This window comes from Actinokineospora terrae (genome assembly GCF_900111175.1).
Classification (GTDB): Bacteria; Actinomycetota; Actinomycetes; order Mycobacteriales; family Pseudonocardiaceae; genus Actinokineospora; species Actinokineospora terrae.
On record NZ_FOGI01000006.1, the window covers coordinates 171,268 to 188,189 of the forward strand.

20 protein-coding genes and 1 pseudogene are annotated in these 16,922 nt (G+C 71.8%); 8 read left to right on the forward strand and 13 right to left on the reverse strand.

The genetic code is table 11. From position 1 onward, the window contains the following. Positions 1-196 precede the first annotated feature (196 nt). On the forward strand, positions 197-1,621 hold the full coding sequence (locus BMY07_RS14785) for a WGR domain-containing protein (protein ID WP_092778609.1): 1,425 nt from the start codon (positions 197-199) through the stop codon (positions 1,619-1,621). Here the strand turns inward: BMY07_RS14785 and BMY07_RS14790 are convergent. The 3 genes and pseudogenes from BMY07_RS14790 to BMY07_RS14800 all read right to left on the reverse strand — a co-directional run bounded on the left by BMY07_RS14790 (position 1,614) and on the right by BMY07_RS14800 (position 4,420). After that, positions 1,614-2,024 carry a MerR family transcriptional regulator gene (locus tag BMY07_RS14790; protein WP_092778610.1) on the reverse strand — a complete coding sequence of 137 codons (411 nt, stop codon included), beginning with the start codon at positions 2,022-2,024 and terminating at the stop codon, positions 1,614-1,616. The two genes, BMY07_RS14785 and BMY07_RS14790, sit on opposite strands and share 8 nt — an antisense overlap. A gap of 20 nt (positions 2,025-2,044) precedes the next feature. Next, positions 2,045-2,776: an SDR family NAD(P)-dependent oxidoreductase gene (locus BMY07_RS14795; RefSeq protein ID WP_092778611.1), complete on the reverse strand. Its 732-nt coding sequence runs from the start codon at positions 2,774-2,776 to the stop codon at positions 2,045-2,047. A gap of 535 nt (positions 2,777-3,311) precedes the next feature. Next, positions 3,312-4,420, reverse strand: a pseudogene (locus BMY07_RS14800) (FAD-dependent oxidoreductase). 65 nt (positions 4,421-4,485) lie between these two features. On the opposite strand from BMY07_RS14800, the gene BMY07_RS14805 reads away from it, so the two are divergent. Both BMY07_RS14805 and BMY07_RS14810 read left to right on the forward strand, forming a co-directional pair. Beyond that, the gene (locus BMY07_RS14805) at positions 4,486-5,166 is read left to right on the forward strand and encodes a TetR/AcrR family transcriptional regulator (RefSeq protein ID WP_092778612.1); all 681 of its coding nucleotides are present in this window, start codon (positions 4,486-4,488) and stop codon (positions 5,164-5,166) included. 86 nt (positions 5,167-5,252) lie between these two features. Then, on the forward strand, positions 5,253-5,894 hold the full coding sequence (locus tag BMY07_RS14810; RefSeq protein WP_245782392.1) for a VanZ family protein: 642 nt from the start codon (positions 5,253-5,255) through the stop codon (positions 5,892-5,894). 15 nt (positions 5,895-5,909) lie between these two features. Here the strand turns inward: BMY07_RS14810 and BMY07_RS14815 are convergent, their stop codons facing one another. Then, positions 5,910-6,449: a dihydrofolate reductase family protein gene (locus tag BMY07_RS14815; protein ID WP_092778613.1), complete on the reverse strand. Its 540-nt coding sequence runs from the start codon at positions 6,447-6,449 to the stop codon at positions 5,910-5,912. A 107-nt stretch (positions 6,450-6,556) separates the two neighbouring features. Between BMY07_RS14815 and BMY07_RS14820 the strand changes: the two genes are divergently transcribed. Next, entirely contained in the window at positions 6,557-7,441 is an 885-nt protein-coding gene (locus BMY07_RS14820) for an RNA polymerase sigma-70 factor (RefSeq protein ID WP_092778614.1), read from the forward strand. Between the two features lie 75 nt (positions 7,442-7,516). Further along, positions 7,517-8,620, forward strand: a complete 1,104-nt coding sequence (locus BMY07_RS14825) for an NAD(P)/FAD-dependent oxidoreductase (RefSeq protein WP_092778621.1) — start codon at positions 7,517-7,519, stop codon at positions 8,618-8,620. Here the strand turns inward: BMY07_RS14825 and BMY07_RS14830 are convergent. Further along, positions 8,617-9,129 (reverse strand): hypothetical protein, encoded by a 513-nt coding sequence (locus BMY07_RS14830; RefSeq protein ID WP_143073496.1) that lies wholly within the window; start codon positions 9,127-9,129, stop codon positions 8,617-8,619. The genes BMY07_RS14825 and BMY07_RS14830 overlap by 4 nt on opposite strands. A gap of 164 nt (positions 9,130-9,293) precedes the next feature. Between BMY07_RS14830 and BMY07_RS14835 the strand changes: the two genes are divergently transcribed. Continuing rightward, complete coding sequence (locus BMY07_RS14835) at positions 9,294-9,665, forward strand: STAS domain-containing protein (protein WP_143073497.1); 372 nt, start codon at positions 9,294-9,296, stop codon at positions 9,663-9,665. A 10-nt stretch (positions 9,666-9,675) separates the two neighbouring features. Here BMY07_RS14835 and BMY07_RS14840 read toward each other — a convergent pair whose 3' ends face one another. After that, positions 9,676-10,446, reverse strand: coding sequence for a TerC family protein (locus BMY07_RS14840; protein WP_092778624.1), 771 nt, complete (start codon positions 10,444-10,446; stop codon positions 9,676-9,678). Between the two features lie 40 nt (positions 10,447-10,486). After that, the gene (locus BMY07_RS14845) at positions 10,487-11,713 is read right to left on the reverse strand and encodes an MFS transporter (protein ID WP_092779094.1); all 1,227 of its coding nucleotides are present in this window, start codon (positions 11,711-11,713) and stop codon (positions 10,487-10,489) included. A 50-nt stretch (positions 11,714-11,763) separates the two neighbouring features. Between BMY07_RS14845 and BMY07_RS14850 the strand changes: the two genes are divergently transcribed. Then, positions 11,764-12,342 carry a helix-turn-helix domain-containing protein gene (locus tag BMY07_RS14850; RefSeq protein WP_092778625.1) on the forward strand — a complete coding sequence of 193 codons (579 nt, stop codon included), beginning with the start codon at positions 11,764-11,766 and terminating at the stop codon, positions 12,340-12,342. A 19-nt stretch (positions 12,343-12,361) separates the two neighbouring features. Continuing rightward, positions 12,362-12,889, forward strand: coding sequence for a mycothiol transferase (locus BMY07_RS14855; protein ID WP_092778626.1), 528 nt, complete (start codon positions 12,362-12,364; stop codon positions 12,887-12,889). Positions 12,890-12,952: 63 nt separating this feature from the next. On the opposite strand, the gene BMY07_RS14860 is transcribed toward BMY07_RS14855, so the two are convergent. The 6 genes from BMY07_RS14860 to BMY07_RS14885 form a co-directional block, all read right to left on the reverse strand. Continuing rightward, complete coding sequence (locus BMY07_RS14860; RefSeq protein ID WP_092778627.1) at positions 12,953-13,159, reverse strand: hypothetical protein; 207 nt, start codon at positions 13,157-13,159, stop codon at positions 12,953-12,955. Positions 13,160-13,212: 53 nt separating this feature from the next. Continuing rightward, entirely contained in the window at positions 13,213-13,857 is a 645-nt protein-coding gene (locus BMY07_RS14865) for a hypothetical protein (RefSeq protein ID WP_092778628.1), read from the reverse strand. Then, positions 13,854-14,645 carry a DNA-binding transcriptional response regulator gene (locus BMY07_RS14870; protein WP_092778629.1) on the reverse strand — a complete coding sequence of 264 codons (792 nt, stop codon included), beginning with the start codon at positions 14,643-14,645 and terminating at the stop codon, positions 13,854-13,856. Before BMY07_RS14870 ends, BMY07_RS14865 begins: the two co-directional genes overlap by 4 nt. A 4-nt stretch (positions 14,646-14,649) precedes the next feature. Beyond that, positions 14,650-15,963, reverse strand: coding sequence for an ATP-binding protein (locus tag BMY07_RS14875; protein WP_092778630.1), 1,314 nt, complete (start codon positions 15,961-15,963; stop codon positions 14,650-14,652). Between the two features lie 100 nt (positions 15,964-16,063). After that, complete coding sequence (locus BMY07_RS14880; protein WP_143073498.1) at positions 16,064-16,465, reverse strand: hypothetical protein; 402 nt, start codon at positions 16,463-16,465, stop codon at positions 16,064-16,066. A gap of 70 nt (positions 16,466-16,535) precedes the next feature. Then, positions 16,536-16,919 (reverse strand): hypothetical protein, encoded by a 384-nt coding sequence (locus tag BMY07_RS14885; RefSeq protein WP_092778632.1) that lies wholly within the window; start codon positions 16,917-16,919, stop codon positions 16,536-16,538. Positions 16,920-16,922: the final 3 nt, after the last annotated feature.

The window sequence follows — 16,922 nt, forward strand, 5'->3', positions numbered from 1 at the left end:
GATCTCCTTCGGTCTGAGGTGGGGCCGGTATGCCCCGCCGCGCGCCCGCTCACACATCGGGTCGGCGGTCGGACCACTGTGGAGAGCGACGGGCCTGCCCTGCGGAGCACGTTCGGTTTGGCTGATCGTCACCCTTCGGGGACTGTCGGTGGCCCTCGATAGTGTGAGTCCAGCTCACGCAGAGAGGAATCGATACATGTCCGCCACGACGTACCTGGAGCTGTCCGAGACGGGGGGCGGCGCGCACAAGTTCTACGAGGTGCGCGTCGTGGACACCGAGGTCACCATCACCTACGGGCGGATCGGGGAGCAGGGGCAGGTCAGGACGGCGTCGTTCGCCGACCACGGCAAGGCGCTCAAGGCGGCCGAGAAGAAGATCGGCGAGAAGGTGCGCAAGGGGTACGCGCCCGCGGTCAAGGGGGAGCGGGGGCGCAGGCCGGTGAGCAGGCGGGAGATCGTCAGCACCCGCTCGACCGCCCGCCAGGCGCCGGTGCTGTGGCGGTTCACCTCCGGCGCGCCTGCGTTCGGGATCTTCGTCGGCGAGGACCAGGCCTGGGTGGGCAACGAGAACGGCGACGTCTACACCCTCACCCACGACGGCCGCGTCACCGGCCGGTTCGGTCTCCCGGACGCGGTCAAGTGCATCGTCGCCGACGACTTCTGGATCTACGCCGGGTGCGACGACGGCAACGTCTACGACCTGGGCGCGAAGGTCCCCCGGGTGGCCTACGAGATCGCCGACGACGTCGACATCTACTGGCTCGACATCCACGACGGCGTGCTCGGGGTGTCCGACCGGCACGGTGGCGTGACCGTCGTCGACCACGAGGACGAGTTCCAGTGGTCGCGGCCGAGCTCCGGCGACAGCGCGTGGATGGTCCGCAACGCCGCGGAAGGCGTGTACCACGGGCATTCCCGCGGTGTGACGCACTACTCCGGGCGCGGCGAGCAGGTGTGGCACGCGGACACGACCGGCAGTGTCCTGTTCGGATGGCAGGAGCGCGCCGAGGTGTTCGCGGGCACCAGTCGCGGCTGGGTGCACCGCTTCGCCAAGGCGGACGGCAAGGTCACCGGCAACTACCGCTGTGACGCCGCTGTGTTCTCCTGCGCCACCTCGCCCGATGGCGAGTTCGTCTTCGCGGGTGACAACCAGTCCTCTGTGTACTGCTTCGCCGCTGACGGCACGCGCCTGTGGAAGCTGGGCACCGGCTGCGGTTCCGCGTACTCCATGCAGTACCGCGGCGAGCGCCTGTACCTGGTCACCACCGATGGCTCACTGGCCTGTGTGGACGCCAGCCCGGCCGCCGTCCACGCCGCCGAACAGGGCCAACTACCCGAACGCCAGGACATCAAGGCGGGCAGCGTCCAACGCGTCGAGGCCACCGCCGAGGTCGAGGTCGTCACCCACGTCACCCCCGCCGACGGTGTCATCGTCGAGTGCGTCCAGTCCGGCGGCCGAGTCCGGGTCCACGTCCGCACCGACGGCTACAACCCCACCTGGGGCGTCCAGTTCCCCAAGAACATCCGCATCCCCGGCGCCCGCTACGTGGTCTCCGAAGTCCTCACCTCGGCCAACGGCTCCTTCTACCGAGCCCGCGGCGAGATCAAGCGCATCAACTGACCCCTCGCTGTCCGGGCCTGGGCACGTCCCAGGCCCGGACACCGCGCACGGCGTTCTCCCCCAGGCTTTCCAACGCCGCCGCCAGTCGGTCGCGGGCCGCGGTCTGGGCGGCGATGCGGTGCTCGAGCACGGCGAGGCGGTCCCGCGCGACCTGGATCCCCACCGGCGACGGCGGCGCCGCGCGGATATCGCCGTCCAGGCAGGGCAGGAAGACCTGGACATCGTCGAGGGTCAGGCCTGCGGCGAGCAGATGGCGGATGTTGTGCACTCGGTTGGTCGTTCCGCTGCCGTAGTCGCGGTAGCCGTTCCGTTCTCGCCGCGAGGTGATCAGCCCGGCACGTTCGTAGTGGCGCAGAGCCCTGGGCGTCACACCTGTTGCCCGGGCAAGCTCTCCGATGCGCATCGACCAGTCCTATCACCTCCTCAGCCGACGACAGCGCCACCATCCACCGGCAGCACGACCCCCGTGACGAACGAGGCCGCGGGCGTGGCGAGTTGCACGATCGCCCAGGCCACCTCGTCCGGATCGGCGATCCGCCCCAACGGGGTGTGCGCCACCTGCCACTCGCGCACCTCACGCCGCTGCTCGGGCGACAACCCCTGGTGATCGGCGATCGGCGTGTCGACCGCACCCGGCGCCACCGCCACCACCCGGATTCCGCGCGGCGCCAACTCCACCGCCCAACTGCGGGTCAACGAGTCCAGGGCCGCTTTGGTGGCTGCGTAAACGGAACTACCCGGCCACGCCCGCTGTCCAACGGCGGTGCTCACGTTCACGATCACGCCCCCGCTGGCCATGACGGGAACGGCCGCTTGGGCCAACAGGATCGGCGCGGTCACGTTGGTCGCGAACTGCTCCCCGATCGCCCCCGGCTGGATATCGCCCAGCGCACCACCACGCACGATCGCCGCGTTGTTCACCAACACGTCAAGCCGCCCGAACTCACCCACCACAGCGTCGACGGCCCGCTGGGGCTCGCCATCCCCGGTGACATCAGCGGGCAACGGCCGTACCCGCTCACCAGCCACCTCATCGAGCACCCACGCCCGCCTACCGACGACCACCACCCGCGCCCCCACCGCCGCGAACATCCGCGCGGTGGCCTTGCCAATACCGGTACCCGCACCTGTGATCAGGACAACCTTGTTCCGCATACCCCCATCCTCAAACCCTGCCACCAACGACAAGGTCAAGCCCCTTCGGCACACCACAGCCGGCGGCAAGCCCTCACGCGAAGCCGGCGCCGCTACCGGCGAAGAGAGCCCGTCGTGTGGCGAGTCCGTCCCAGGCCAGGGGTTGACTTCAGCCCTGATCGGAGGCCGCGGTGCGCGCACCGTAGATTCACACCCGCGTTCGCCCTGGTTGCGGATGCCAGGTCGCTACCCGCCGGTGTGGAGTGGCGGAACGTCCTCGCCCTTGGCGTTCGTGGGCAGCATGCGGAGCACCCGCTCCACCTCGCCGAGTTCGATCAGGAACCCGCGCAGCTTCACCTGGTCACCTCGTGCGCGTACGGACCGCTGTCCCAGTCCATGTCGATATGCCTTCGAGGGTTCGCCATCGCATTCGATAGCGGGCGGCTGCCTTGGCGGCGATCTTGAGTCATGGCCGGCCCGTACTTCCCGATGGCGTTCAACGGGTTGATACGCGATCCATCCGACCTTTGCCGCCCGCGCGGCAGGCTGTGTTGCCTCAGTCGGGTTGGAAGAAGGCGAGCATTCGTTGGGCGGCGTTGGGGGACATGAGGAGTTCCTGCATGTCCGCTGACATCCGGGCTGCTCTGCTGGTGCGGTCGAACATCTCGTGTTCGTATTCCCTGAGGGCGGTGGGGAAATCGTCGGGGTGGGTGGCTAGGGCGATGCCCAGGAGGGCGCCGTCGAGTAGGGCCATGTTGGCGCCTTCGCCGACTGGGGGCATGAGGTGGGCGGCGTCGCCGATCAGGGTTGTGGTGGGGGTTGGGGCCAGGTCAGGCCGACGGGGAGGGTGGTGATGGAGCGCGGGACGACCGTGTCGTCGCAGGCGGTGATGAGTGCGGTGACGCGCGGGTCCCAGTCCGCGAGCAGGTCGACCAGCCGCGCCCGGGTGGCGGCCGGGTCGTCGAGCGGGATGCCGCTGGTGGTGAACCAGTCCTCGCCGGTGTTGTAGAAGCTGACGCCGATGCGGACGCGGCCGTCGCCGTTGCGCTGCGCGCCGAGGGAGATCCCGTCGCCGAGCACCCAGTAGTTGCCGCGCCCGACCATCGCCGCGAGGTCGGGGTGGGTGCGGTCGATGTCGGGGATGCCGAGTTCGACGACGTTCTGGCCGACGTGCACCGGTCGGGCGTCGGTGAGCAGCGCGCGGACCCGGGAACCGGCACCGTCAGCGCCGACCAGCAGGTCGTACGGCGCGCTGCTGCCGTTGGTGAGGCGCAGCACGCCGTTGCCTGCCGACTCGTACGCGTGCCCCCAGCGCACCGCGTGCTCCGGCAGCGAGTCCAGCAGCATGGCGCGCAGGTCGGCGCGGTCGACCTCGGGGCGCAGGAGCGGGGCGTCGTCGGGCGTGTCCTCTTGCAGCAGCAGGGTTCCGTCCGGTCGCAGGAGTCGCATGTCCTGGCCCGAGCCGCGGGCGATCGCGTGGAACTCGTCCACCAGACCGGCCTCGCGCAGCGCCCGCTGCCCGGAGTGGATGTCGAGCATGCCGCCCTGACCGCGCGCGTGCCGTGACGGCTCACGTTCGTAGACGACGGCCTCGATGCCCTTGACGTGCAGCACCCGGGCAAGCGCCAGGCCGCCCAGGCCCGCTCCGACGATGGCGATGGTCATGGCTGCCTCGATTCACCGTATCTGTCGATACACCGTATCAGGCTGGACGCTGTAGGGTCGGCGGTATGTTGGTGTGGGAGCGGCCGGAGCCGCCGGACCGGCCGGTGCCCGCCCCGCTGAGCCGGGACCGGATCGTGCGGGCGGCGATCGAGTTGGCCGATGTGGACGGGCTCGACGCGGTGTCGCTGCGCAAGGTCGCCGCGGCGCTGGACGTCGGGCCGATGCGGCTCTACGGCTACATCGCCACCAAGGAGGACCTGCTCGACCTGATGGTCGACGCGGTCCACGCCGAGATCCGCCCCACCGGGGCAGGCTGGCGCGAGGTGCTGCGCTCCCTCGCCGAGGCCACCCGGCAGGCCGCCCACCAGCACGAATGGCTCGCCGACCTGATCGGCGGGCGCCCCCAACTGGGGCCGAACACGCTGGCCACCTCGGAGGCCGTGCTGGCCGCGATGGACGGCGTCGACCTGGCCACCGTCGTCCCGGCGGTCGCCGCGGTCAACGCGTACGTGGTCGGCGCGGTCCGCCGGGAGATCACCGAACGCCGCGCCGAGCGGGCCTCCGGCATGGACAAGGAGCAGTGGCAGGCCACCTTCGGCCCCTACCTGCGCCGGACCTTCGCCACCGGCCGCTTCCCCGCCCTGTCCACCCTCGTCCACGACGGTCCCCACCTCGACGCCGACCAGACCTTCCACGCGGGCCTCGACTTCCTCCTCGACGGCATCGCGGCCCACGTCCCACGCTGACCGGCATATCGCGGACGTATCGAAAAGCGCCTACGCCACGGCAACGGTCCGCCGGCTTTACTGGGGGTGTGAACCACAGCCCACCGGTGTCTACGCTGCCCTGGCGCAGGATCGTGCTCATCGCCGTGGCGGTCGTCTGCCTGGCGGGGGCGGTGTTCGCCGTGCGGGGGCCGTTGCTGATGGCCGCGCCCGCGTGCCTGGCGGGGCGGTGGCACGGGTGCTTGAGCACGGAGAACGGCGTGGTGCTGATGACACTGGTCGGCGTGCCGGTGGCCGTCCTGGTGGCGTGGCCGCTGGCGCTGCGACGGCGCGCCGCGGGTGTCCGGTCGGCGTGGCGGATGTCGCTGGCCGAGGTGGGCATGGCCTACGGGACGGTGCCGTGGGTGTGGCTGACCCTGATGCCCGGCTCCGGCGCGGGCGTCGTCCCCGGCAGGCTGAGCCTGGTCCCGCTGGTGGACCTGGTGTCGATGGGCCCGATCGGCATCGGCGGCAACCTCCTGGTCTTCGCCGCCCTGGGCTTCTTCGCCCCGATCCGGTTCACCGCCCTGGCATCCACCCCCAGGATCCTGGCCCTCGGCGCGGCCTGCTCCACCCTGGTCGAAACCGCCCAGTACGTCTTCCAGCTGGACCGCGTGTCCTCAGTGGACGACGTACTCCTCAACGCCACCGGCGCAGCCCTGGCCGCCCTGGCCTCCCGCCGCTGGTGGCGCACCGACCCAGCACGCTGACCCCTCTCGTGCGCTTCATCGGGGGACGCGGTACCAGATGCTGGTCGCTGCCAGGGATTCGTTGGTGGAGAGGCGTTCCAGGGAGATGTTGGTGCCGCCGTCGTGAAGGAAGAGGCGCGTGCCTGCGCCCAGCAGCACTGGTGCGATGTAGACAAGGATCTCGTCAAGATGGCCTGCGGTCAGGCACTGAGCGGCGACGTCGGCGCCCAGGACGTTGACGTACTTGCCTCCCGCCGCCTGTTTGGCGGCGGCGATGGCGGTATCGAGGTCGTCGAGGAAGGTCGTTCCGGGGACGGGGGTCTCGGGGATGTGGTGGGTCAGGACGAACTGGGGGCCGCACCACGCGCCGCCGAAGGCGCCCTCGTTGTCGGTGCCGCGGTTGGGGTCGTCACCGCGGTAGGTGCGGTTGCCGACGAGCAGGGCCCCGATCTCGTCGACCAGCGCGTCCACCGCGGGATCCGGCCCGGAGAACGCCGACAGCCACGACATGTCCCCGTCCGGCCCCGCGATGAAGCCGTCCAGTGACATGGTCGCCGAGTAGAGCAGCCTGGCCATCGGTCCTCCAAGGGTCGCTTCACACCGAGTATGCCCCGCCCGCGCGAGATCGGCGGCCGCTGGCCGTGCCTGGTCAGTCCACATCGGACTGGGGGTAGGGTGGTGGGGTGAGCGATCTGGTGGCTGGGTTCGAGGCGCAGCGGGGGCGGTTGTTCGCGTTGGCGTACCGGTTGTTGGGGTCGGCGGCCGAGGCTGAGGATGTTGTGCAGGACGCGTTCCTGCGGTGGAACGGGGTGGACCGGGACGAGGTGGTCACGCCTGCGGCGTGGTTGGCGAAGGTGGTCACGAACCTGTGCTTGAACCGGTTGACCGCGGCGCGGGCCAGGCGGGAGAGCTACGTGGGGCCGTGGCTGCCGGAGCCGGTGCTGACCGAGGGTGGCGCGCTGGGGCCGATGGAGTCCGCCGAGCAGCGGGAGTCGGTGTCGTTGGCGCTGCTGGTGGTGCTGGAGCGGCTCACCCCGGCCGAGCGGGCGGTGTTCGTGCTGCGCGAGGCGTTCGGGTACAGCCACCGGGAGATCGCCGAGGTGCTGGACGTGACCGAGGCGAACTCCGCGCAGGTGTACCGGCGGGCGCGGGCGCACCTCGACCAGTCGCGCAGGCGGTTGCCGGTGGACCGGGACCGGGCCCAGGTCATCGCCCGCCGGTTCCTCGCCGCGGCCGCCACCGGTGACCTCGCGGGCCTGGAGCAGGTGCTGGCCGCCGATGTCGTGTCGTGGGCCGATGGCGGCGGCAAGGTCCACGCGGCGCGGCGCCCGGTGCGCGGTGTCACGCGGGTCGCGCGCTACCTGGCCGGGTGGATGTCGCGGCCGGTGCCCGGGCTGGAGGTGACGCTGCGGGAGGTCAACGGCGGGATCGGGATCGTCGCGGTGGTCGACGGGCAGCTGTGGGGCGTGGTGGTCTTCGAGGTCGTCGACGACCGGATCAGCACCGTGCACGCGCTGGCCAACCCGGAGAAGCTCGCCCACTTCGCCGCCCAGATCGGCGCCGCGTGAGCGGGGTCACCACCCGGTCCTGTCAGCAATCGCCCCGCTGCTCGGTTCAAGTCGCGAACCGAGAGGAGCAGGACCTTGGCACAGCGGATCGTGGTGGTCGGGGCGGGGTACGCGGGGCTGTCGGCGGCCGGGCGGGTGGCCCGGACGCTGGGGCGGCGGGTCGAGGTGACCGTCGTCAACCCCAGCCCGTTGTTCGTCGAACGCGTGCGGCTACACCAGGTCGCGGTAGGTAAGGCAAGCAAGCAGGTCGACTTGCGCGCGATGCTGGAGAAGCGGGGCATCTCGTTCGTCCTAGGGGCAGTGACAGCGCTAGAGCCTGACTCGCGTCGCTTGCTCGTAGGGACCCGGGAACTCGACTACGACTTCCTCGTCTACGCAGCGGGCAGCACGGGCGTTGCCAATGAGCACACGCTGACCGTGTCCGGCGCGCACGACACGGAGGTGACCCGTGCGCGCCTCGCGGAGCTGACCAACGGCGCGCGGGTGACGGTGGTCGGCGGCGGCGCGACCGGGATCGAGGTCGCCACCGAGCTGGCCGAGGCGCGGCGTGACCTGGTGGTCCGGCTCGTCACCGGCGAGGAGCTCGGCGCCTGGCTGTCACCCCGGGGCCGCGACCACGTCCGCGCCGTCCTCGGGCGCCTGGGCGTCGAGGTCCACGAGACCAAGGCCGTCGAGACCGACCCGGGCGGCGTCACCCTCGCCACCGGCGCGCACCTGCCCGGCGAGGCCACCATCTGGTCGACCGGCTTCACCGTCCCCACCCTCGCCCGCGACGCCGGGCTCGCCGTCGACAACCAGGGCCGCGTCCTGGTCGACGACACCCTGCGCTCCCAGAGCCACGACACCGTCTGCGCCGCGGGCGACGCGACCGCCCTCCCCGGCAACCTCCGGATGGCCTGCGCCACCGCCCTGCCCTCGGGCCGGCACGTCGCCGCCAACCTCATCGCCCGCGTCACCGACCGAACCCCTGGCGCGCTGGACTTCTCCTCCGTGGCCCAGTGCCTCAGCCTCGGCCGCCGCGACGCCCTGCTCCAACCCCTCAACCCCGACGACACCCCGCGGCCCCAGGCCCTCACCGGCCGAACCGCCGCCCTGGCCAAGGAATCCATCGTCCGCGCCGCCGCCCTCGCCGCCCGCCACCCCGGCCCGCTGCTGCCCGGCCGTCCACTTCGGACCTAGGTCGGGGCGCAGGTGTACTCCACCTGGCGGAAACGGAACATCACCATGTAGTGGTACGGGACCTCGGCGGAGAACCGGACCACGGCGACGACGTTGGTGAAGTCGGGGTGCTCGAAGCAGAACCCGACGTCGGAGTTCCCGGACGGTACGGTCTCCTGCTCGCGCAACCGCCATCCGCGCTCGGCGAAGGCCTGCTGGTAGAAGGTCTCGATCTCCGCGTACTCCCCGCTCGCCAGGAAGTCGCGACCGACAGCGCCGACGTTGTCGTCGTCCCGGCACGGCATGGTGGTGAACCGCGCCTGCCCCTCCACCCCCGGCGGCACGACCGCGAGCACGTCCTCGCGTTCGAGCCGCGCGGCCGTCCGCTCGTCAGCCTGGTCGCACTGATCGGGGAACAACGCGTGCGCGGCCGTCCGGAACGCGAGCCACCCGCCGACGACCACGACGGCCACCACCACCGCCACCATGGCCAGGAACAGGCCAAGACTCCTCGATCTCACAGCCCCCATCCGCCCACCGTACCCAGGTGATCAGGCGCGCGACCACGCCCGACCGGCACCGCCCCTCCCACCGCCCCGGGCCACCGGCGGACCGGACACGAGTCGCGTCGTCCGGTGCCGTGGCGGAGGAGCATGATGTAGCCCCTTGTTCGACAGGCGGTGGGGTGTGGTTGGTGAGTGGGGTCGAGGTCAGCCGGGTGTCGACCGGGTGGGCCACGGTGGTGCGGGTGGCGGGGGACGTGGGGTCGGTCGATGTGGCGGGGGTGGGGGCGCAGTTGCGAGCCGCCTGGGTGGGCGCCGTGGAAGGCGGGGTGGTGGTGCTCGATCTGCGTGATGTCGCCCTGCTGTCGGCGCACGGGGCGAGGCTGGTGAACCGGTTCGTGGCGGGGTGCGTGCGGGGGCGGGTGCAGGTGTGCCTGGTGCTCGACCCCGGTGGGGCGGCTTACCGGGTGCTGCGGATCACCGGGGTGAGCGAGCGGGTACCGGTGTTCGCCGATCCCGAGGCGGCCAGGGTGGCGGTGGGCCGGGTCGCCAGCGGCCGGTGACGACGCCGGCTCAGCGGTCGGTGGTGGGCGACTCGTCCGGGGGCTTGATGTAGGTCGGGTGCAGGTGGACCGGGGTGGCGGCGCGTTTGGCCTTGGCGCGCAGGTTGAGGAACTCGACGAAGATGGAGAAGGCGATCGGGCCGTACACGTAGCCCTTGGGGATGTGCTGGTCGAGGCCCTCGGCGATGAGGCTGCCGCCGATGAGGAGCAGGAACGACAGGGCGAGCATCTTGACCGTGGGGTGCCGGTTGACGAACTCGCTGATCGCCCGCGCCGAGAACAGCATGATCACCATCGCCACCACCACGGCCGCGACCATGATGCCCAGCTCGTCCACCATGCCCACCGCGGTGATCACCGAGTCGAGCGAGAACACCACGTCCAGCACCAGGATCTGGCCGATCACCGAGGCGAACGACGCCGCCTTGCGGGTGTTCGCGTGCTCGGCGCCCTCCAGCTGCTCGTGGATCTCGAAGGTCGCCTTGCCCAGCAGGAACAGCCCGCCCAGCAGCAGGATCAGGTCGCGGCCGGAGATCTCCTGGCCGAGCGCGGTGAACAGCGGCGCGGTCAGCCCGACCACCCAGGACAGCGACGCCAGCAGCAGCAGCCGGGTGATCAGCGCCAGCGACAGGCCCACCACCCTGGCGCGCTGCTGCTGCGCGGCGGGCAGCCGACCGGCGAGGATCGAGATGAACACGATGTTGTCGATCCCCAGCACCACCTCCAGCAGCAGGAGCGTGCCGAAGGCGATCCACAGTTCGGGGCTGAGCATCCAGTCCATGGGCTGATTGTCCTCTAATGGGGGATTCCGGGCACCCCGCTCATACCCGCGTGGCCACGTTTTCACCCATCGGTGACGCGGTCCGTCGCCCGACCGTGGCCAGTAGCAGCGCGCCCGCCACCAGTGCGGCCCCGGTCGCGAACGTGGTGCGCAGCGCGTCGGCGACGTCGCCCGGCGCGGCACCGGTGATGTCGGAGGTCCCTGCGGCGGTGGTGAACACCCAGCCCATGGCCGCCGTGCCCAGGATCAGCCCCACCTGCCGAGACAGCGCGAGCATCCCGGCGATCGCGCCCCGGCCGGTCGCGGGCGCGGTGGCCACGACCTCGGTGCTGTTGGCCGCCTGGAACTGGGCGAAGCTCCCGGTGATGACCACGATCGGGATGACGTACCCGGGCACACCCAGGCTCTCCGGCAGTGTCGCCAGCGCCAGGCACCCGGCGGCCATCCCGCCGAGCCCGAGCGCGGTGGTGCGGCGGGTTCCGAGCCGGTCGACGACCCGACCGGCGGGCAGCCCGCCCAGCGCCGCGACCACCGGACCGGCCGCCATGACCGCCCCGACCACGGCAGCGTCCAGCCCGAGCGCCCCGGTCAGGTAGAACGGCCCGACCACCAGGGTCGACATCAGGACGGTGGTCGCGATCGCGCTCAGCAGCAGGTTCGTCGCCCTGGCGCGGTCGCGCAGCACCTCCAGGCTGAGGCGGGCTCGCGGGGCCTTGGGCGCGTCGGGCAGGTACCGGTAGGCGAGCACGAAGGCCGTGGCGCTCAGCGGGACGGTCAGCAGGAAGATCGCCTCCCAGCCGAAGGCCGTGATCAGCGCCCCGCCGACCGGCGGCCCCAGCGCCGTCCCGACCGCCGACACGGTGCCGAGCAGGCCCATCGCGGTGCCGATCCGCTCCCTGGGCACCGCCTCGCCGACGAACGCCACGGTCAGCGCCATCATGATCGCCGCGCCGACGCCCTGCCCGGCCCTGGCGGCGACCAGCACGCCGAGCGTGGGGGCCGCCGCGCAGGCCGCCGACATCACCCCGAACAGCGCGATGCCGATCAGGAACAGGCGCTTGCGCCCGGTGGTGTCGCCGACGTGCCCGGCCACGACGGTCAGCGCCGTCACGGCGACCAGGTACGCCAGCACCACCCACTGGACCTGGGCGAACGTCGCGTCGAAAGCCACCGCCAGGGTGGGCGCCGCGCCGCTGGCGATGCTGGTGCTCAGCGACGGCACCAGCATGGCGAGGGTGAGAGCGGCGAGCGCCGCGCGCTTGGTCATGGCCACAGCGTGTGCTTGACCGGCAAAATCAGCCAAGTACTCTTGCCGGTATGGCAAACGACGACGAGGCCGTGCTCTCCGCTGTCGGACCCCGCCTGCGGGCGCTGCGCAAGACCAGGGGCACCACGCTCACCCAGCTCGCCGAGACCACCGGCATCTCGGTGAGCACCCTGTCGCGGCTGGAGTCCGGCGAGCGCAAGCCGAACCTGGAGCTGCTGCTCCCGCTGGCCCGCGCCTACCAGGTGCCGCTCGACGACCTCGTCGGCGCGCCCGCCGTCGGCGACCCGAGGGTGCGCCTCAAGCCGATCCGGCACGCGGGCGCGACGATCGTGCCGCTGACCCAGCACCCGGGCGGGCCGCAGGCGTTCAAGATGGTCATCCCGGTGACCCGCTGCGACCCGGACCCGCGCACGCACAGCGGCTACGAGTGGCTCTACGTGCTCAGCGGCAAGCTGCGCCTGGTCCTCGCCGAGCACGACGTCGTGCTCAAGGCGGGGGAGGCGGCCGAGTTCGACACCAAGCTGCCGCACTGGTTCGGCAGCACCGGCGAGGCCCCGGTCGAGATCCTCAGCCTGTTCGGGCCGCAGGGCGAGCGCATGCACGTGCGCGCCAGGCCCAAGGGGGAGTAGTCCGCTCTACAGTGGACCCATGACCGACACCCCGTGGGAACCACCCCTGGCGGGCACCGAGGCCGAGCACCTCGTCGGTGCCCTCGACCGGCTGCGCGCGACGTTCCGCTGGAAGGCCGACGACCTCGACGCCGCGGGCCTGTCCGCCAGGATCGGCGCCTCCGGGTTGACCATCGGCACCCTGCTGCGCCACCTCGCGGTGGTCGAGGACCACATCTTCTCCGTCCGCCTCTCCGGCGACCCGTGGGACGGCGACCCGCACTGGGGCTTCGGCCCCACCGACGCCACCCCCGCGCAGCACTACGCGATCTGGGACGCCGCGGTGGAACGGTCTCGCGCGCGCCTGAACACCGCCCTGGCGAACGGTGGGCTCGACCAAGCCGCGCACCTGAGCGACGGTGAGGGCAACCACGTCAGCCTCCGCCGGTTGGTGTGCGACCTCATCGAGGAGTACGGCCGCCACACCGGTCACGCCGACCTGCTGCGCGAGGCGGTCGACGGCCGCGTCGGCGAGGACCCGCCGCCCGGCTGGCGCCCGGTCTCCTGATCCCGTTGCCGTGCAAGGGGAACGGCCCCCGATGCCGCGCCGGAGGCCGTTGCCCGCACTGGATCAGTCGTCGCGGGTCATGATGTCCGCCACGACAGCGCCGACGCACGCCCCGATGGCCCCACCGGTCTTGGCCTTGGTGACGATGTCCATGGCCGCGCCGATCTTGACCCCGGCCGCTCGGCCAGTGCCCTCCACGATGTTCGGCTCGCCCGCCTTGCCCGAGGAGTCCTTGTCCCCTGCCTGGCGTGCCCGCTTGTTCTTACCCATCCGGTCCGCCTCCCCGACTCGCCTCCCGGACCTTCCCCGTCCGGTGAGCACAACTATCCGGTGTCGCGCGGTCGGTCGGTAGGGGAAACTTCGCACGCTGTACGCAACGTCGTCGACGCAGGTGGCCAGGGATGCGGCGCCGGGCGCAGGTGCCGCCAGTCATACGGCGGGTGGCCCAGTCTGGGGTGTACGCGGTCGTAGACGTTCATCGCCACCCACGCGAGCAGACCCGCGCCGATCACGACCTTGCCCAGCACCGCCCCGACCCCGGTGACCGGGGCCGCCAGGCCCGCCGTGCCCGCGAAACCCGCCAGGGTCCCGAAACCCGGGTACACGACCAGCTGGTGCCAGACCTTCGTCGGCGAAAACGCTTGCGCCACCGTGTAGTACCCGCGCCGCAGCTCGTCGACCCATTGCCACGCGCCGAAACCGAGCCACACCGCCACCGACACCAGCACCGCGGGGAGCGTGCCGAGGAACGCCACCGGTGCCGGGATGCCGTCCGGCGTCAACGCGAACCCGGTGCCGCACGCCAGGCACAGCAGGGGATCCCCGTAGACCAGCGCCGTGAACTCCTCGCGGGGGCGGATGATCCGGCGCTCCAGCACCAGGGCCAGCGCGAAGTGCCCGCCGGGGGTGATGGCGAACGCCAGCAGGAAGCCGCTGAGCCAGTCCAGGCCGAGCGGCCACGCCGTCACGAGCGGCCCCGGTACTCGCGCGCCGCGCGGGAGGCCTCGCTGGTGGTTCGAGTGGGTGGCGGCTTGGAGTCCACCAGCGCCTCGACTTCCGCGTCGGCGAAGAACATCGCGTGCTTCACGGCGAACGCGTGCATCGGGGCCAGCAGGTGCTTCTTCGGCGTCTCGGACTCCGGCTCACGCACCGTGGACCGCAGCCGCGACTCGACCGCGCGCATGACCGGGTAGTGGGTGGACAGGAACTTGTCCACCGTCCTCGGGTGGACGTGCGCGGCGATGGCGACCTCGCCGCGCGTCGCGTACCGGGACAGCAGGCGCCAGATCGTGAGGTCGGTCCGATTGCGCACCAGCTGGTCGAGCAGCGTCGGTGTCGCGTGTGGACGGTATCGGTCGGACAGCCGGTCGGTCACCGGCGCCATCCCGGACTCGGCCAACCGGCCGACCAGCGCGCGGATGTGGTCCTGGGTCGCGCTCTTGGACAGCAGCGCCAGCGGCGCGAAGTGCTGGAAGGCGGCCAGCAGCAGCAGGGCGCGGTTCTCCTCGCTGTCGGCCGAGTAGACGACCGCGGGCACGCCTGCGCCGGACAGGTGCCGCAGCGCGGTGAGCCCTGTCTCGCTCGACTCGTAGGAGAAGTCGAGGTCGACGAAAGCCAGGTCGAACCGGTGCTCGGCGAGCGCGGTGCCCAGCGCGGCCGGGCTCAGCAGCACCCGCACCTCGTGCCCGCTGCCGTCGAGCGCCCTGGCCACGGTGTTGCCCACTTCCAGGATGTCGTCCACCACCACGATCCGCATCGCCTCAGTGCCCCCCGCGCCGGTCGGTCCCCGGTGGGCTCAGCCGGGTGCCCGCCCCGTGCGACTGGGTCCGCCAGTGCGCGCGGACCAGGGTGCCCGCCCCGGTCGCGGTCCACTCGATGCCGCCGCCGAAGAGCACCAGCCGCTGCCGCAACAGCGCCGCGCTGCCGTGCGGCCGGTCCAGGTCCTCGGCGGTGACGCCCGGTCCGTCGTCGCGCACGGTGAGCACCACCTCGTCCGCGTCCGCCCGGCACGCCAGCTCCACCGACCCCGCGCCCGCGTTGAGCGCGTTGGTGAGCAGGTCCGGCAGCACCCGCCGGGCGATCTGCGCGTCCGCCGGGCCCAGCACCACCGCCCCGCCCTCGGTCAGCACGCAGGCCGACCGCCAGTGCGAGGGCAGTACCCGCTGGGTGGTGTCCCAGAGGTCGCCGAACCGCCTGCGGCGTTGGTCGCGCTGCACGTCCAGGACATCCCTGCGCATCTCCTCGACCCGCATCAGCACCTCGCGGGCCAGGCTGCGCACCTCGGCGAGCACGGGCGCGGGCTCGTCGACGTAGCGCTGCAACAGCCCGGCCGAGTTCTTCACCTGGCTGTGCAGGTCGATGGCGATCTCCTGCCGGTTGAGCAGGTGGCTGGTGCCCGCGTGGCTCACCGACGCGCGCAGCAGCACGTCGAAGGCGGCCCACACCGGGTAGTAGAGGTACGGGGTCGCGCTCAGCACCAGCCAGGCCGTGGTGGACACCGCGTGCTCGGTGTACGGGGCCGCGCCGACCAGGATGATCGTGCTGAGCACCGGCGCGAACGTGCGGCGGAACACCCGCATCCCGCGCGGTGGCGGCTGCTCGACGCTGTACCAGCCGGGGTCGATCACGGCCTGCAGCACGGCCTCCCACACGTACAGGACGGCCAGCGTCAACCCGACCAGCCGCGCCGCGGGCGGCAGCGAGGCCAACGGGAACGGCCCGGCGAACAACCACGTCGCCAGCAGCGCCCCCGCCCCCTCGGCCAGGCCGGACGCGTCCACCGTGGCCCGCCCGGAGGTGGACGTGAGGTGGTCGACGAGTCTGCGCAAGCCGGGGACCTGGCCCAACGCGGCCAACACCTCCGGGCGCACGTGGGCGAACGCCAGCAGCACCGCGCCGGTCCCCACCAGCAACTGGGCCGCGCCGCGCGCCCGGTCCGCGGGGTCCGCCCACAGCAGCGTCACCCACACCCCGGCGAGCAGTCCGGCCCGGATCCAGCACCCCGCCGCCCACAGCGGCGCCGCCGCGCGCACGGCGGTGCTGAACCTGACCTGGGCCTCGTCGAAACCCCGCACAACTCTCCTGATCGTCGACAACCACCGTGGGGTTTCATGGTCGTCATCGATCAGCGGCGGGTGGAAGGGGAAACTTCGCACTCCCCGCGCGGCGGCGGGATCAGGAGTAGGCGAGCACGTAGCCGAGCCAGATGACGGTGAACAGCCCGGTCCCGGCGAGGATCGCGCCGATCCGACCCGGTCGCCTGCCGCCGACCAGGTCGAGCACGCCGAAGACGAGCAACACCGCCAGGCCCGCCACCAGCACCGTCGTCGCGATCGGGTTCACCCCGAAACCCCAGGCCACGAGCGCGAGGACGCCGACGAACAGACCGATCGCCAGCACGGCCACGAGGACCTCGAACACCGCCTCGCCGACCAGTTCCAGCAGGAACCGGCCGACCTTGGCGATCACGTGCCAGGTGCCGCGCGGCAGCCGCGCCCACAACCCCGGCTTGCCGTCGGCCTTGCGCGCCGCGGCCACCTCGGCCCGCGCCCTGGCGAGGCGCTCCTCTCGATCCACACCCCCAGTATCCCGGTCCACCCGAGATCGTCCTGAGAACGTCCACAGTGGACCGGGCCGGGGGTGCGGGCTAGTCGACCGGCAGGACGTGGTGCAGCTGCTGACAACCCTCGATCGGGACGCAGCCCTCGCCCTCGAAGACGATCCGGCTCGGGTCGCTCACCAGGTCGGCCTCCATCGCCAGCTTGAAACCCGCGATGCTGCCCGCCGCGCGCATGGTCGGGTTCTGCTGGTCGACGGTGTACTGGAACAGCCGGATGCCCACCGCGTAGGCGGTGATCAGCGCGGACACGCCGTCGCCGGTGGAGATGGTGGCCTCGATCCGGAAGGCGCCCATGAAGGTGAAGCTGTGGTCCTGGGTGTTGCGGGCGGAGGGGTGGATCCCGGTCTCGGGCAGCCCGCTCGCGGACAGGGTCAACGCGGCCTCGGCGGGGGAGAGGTGGGTGGCCGACATGGT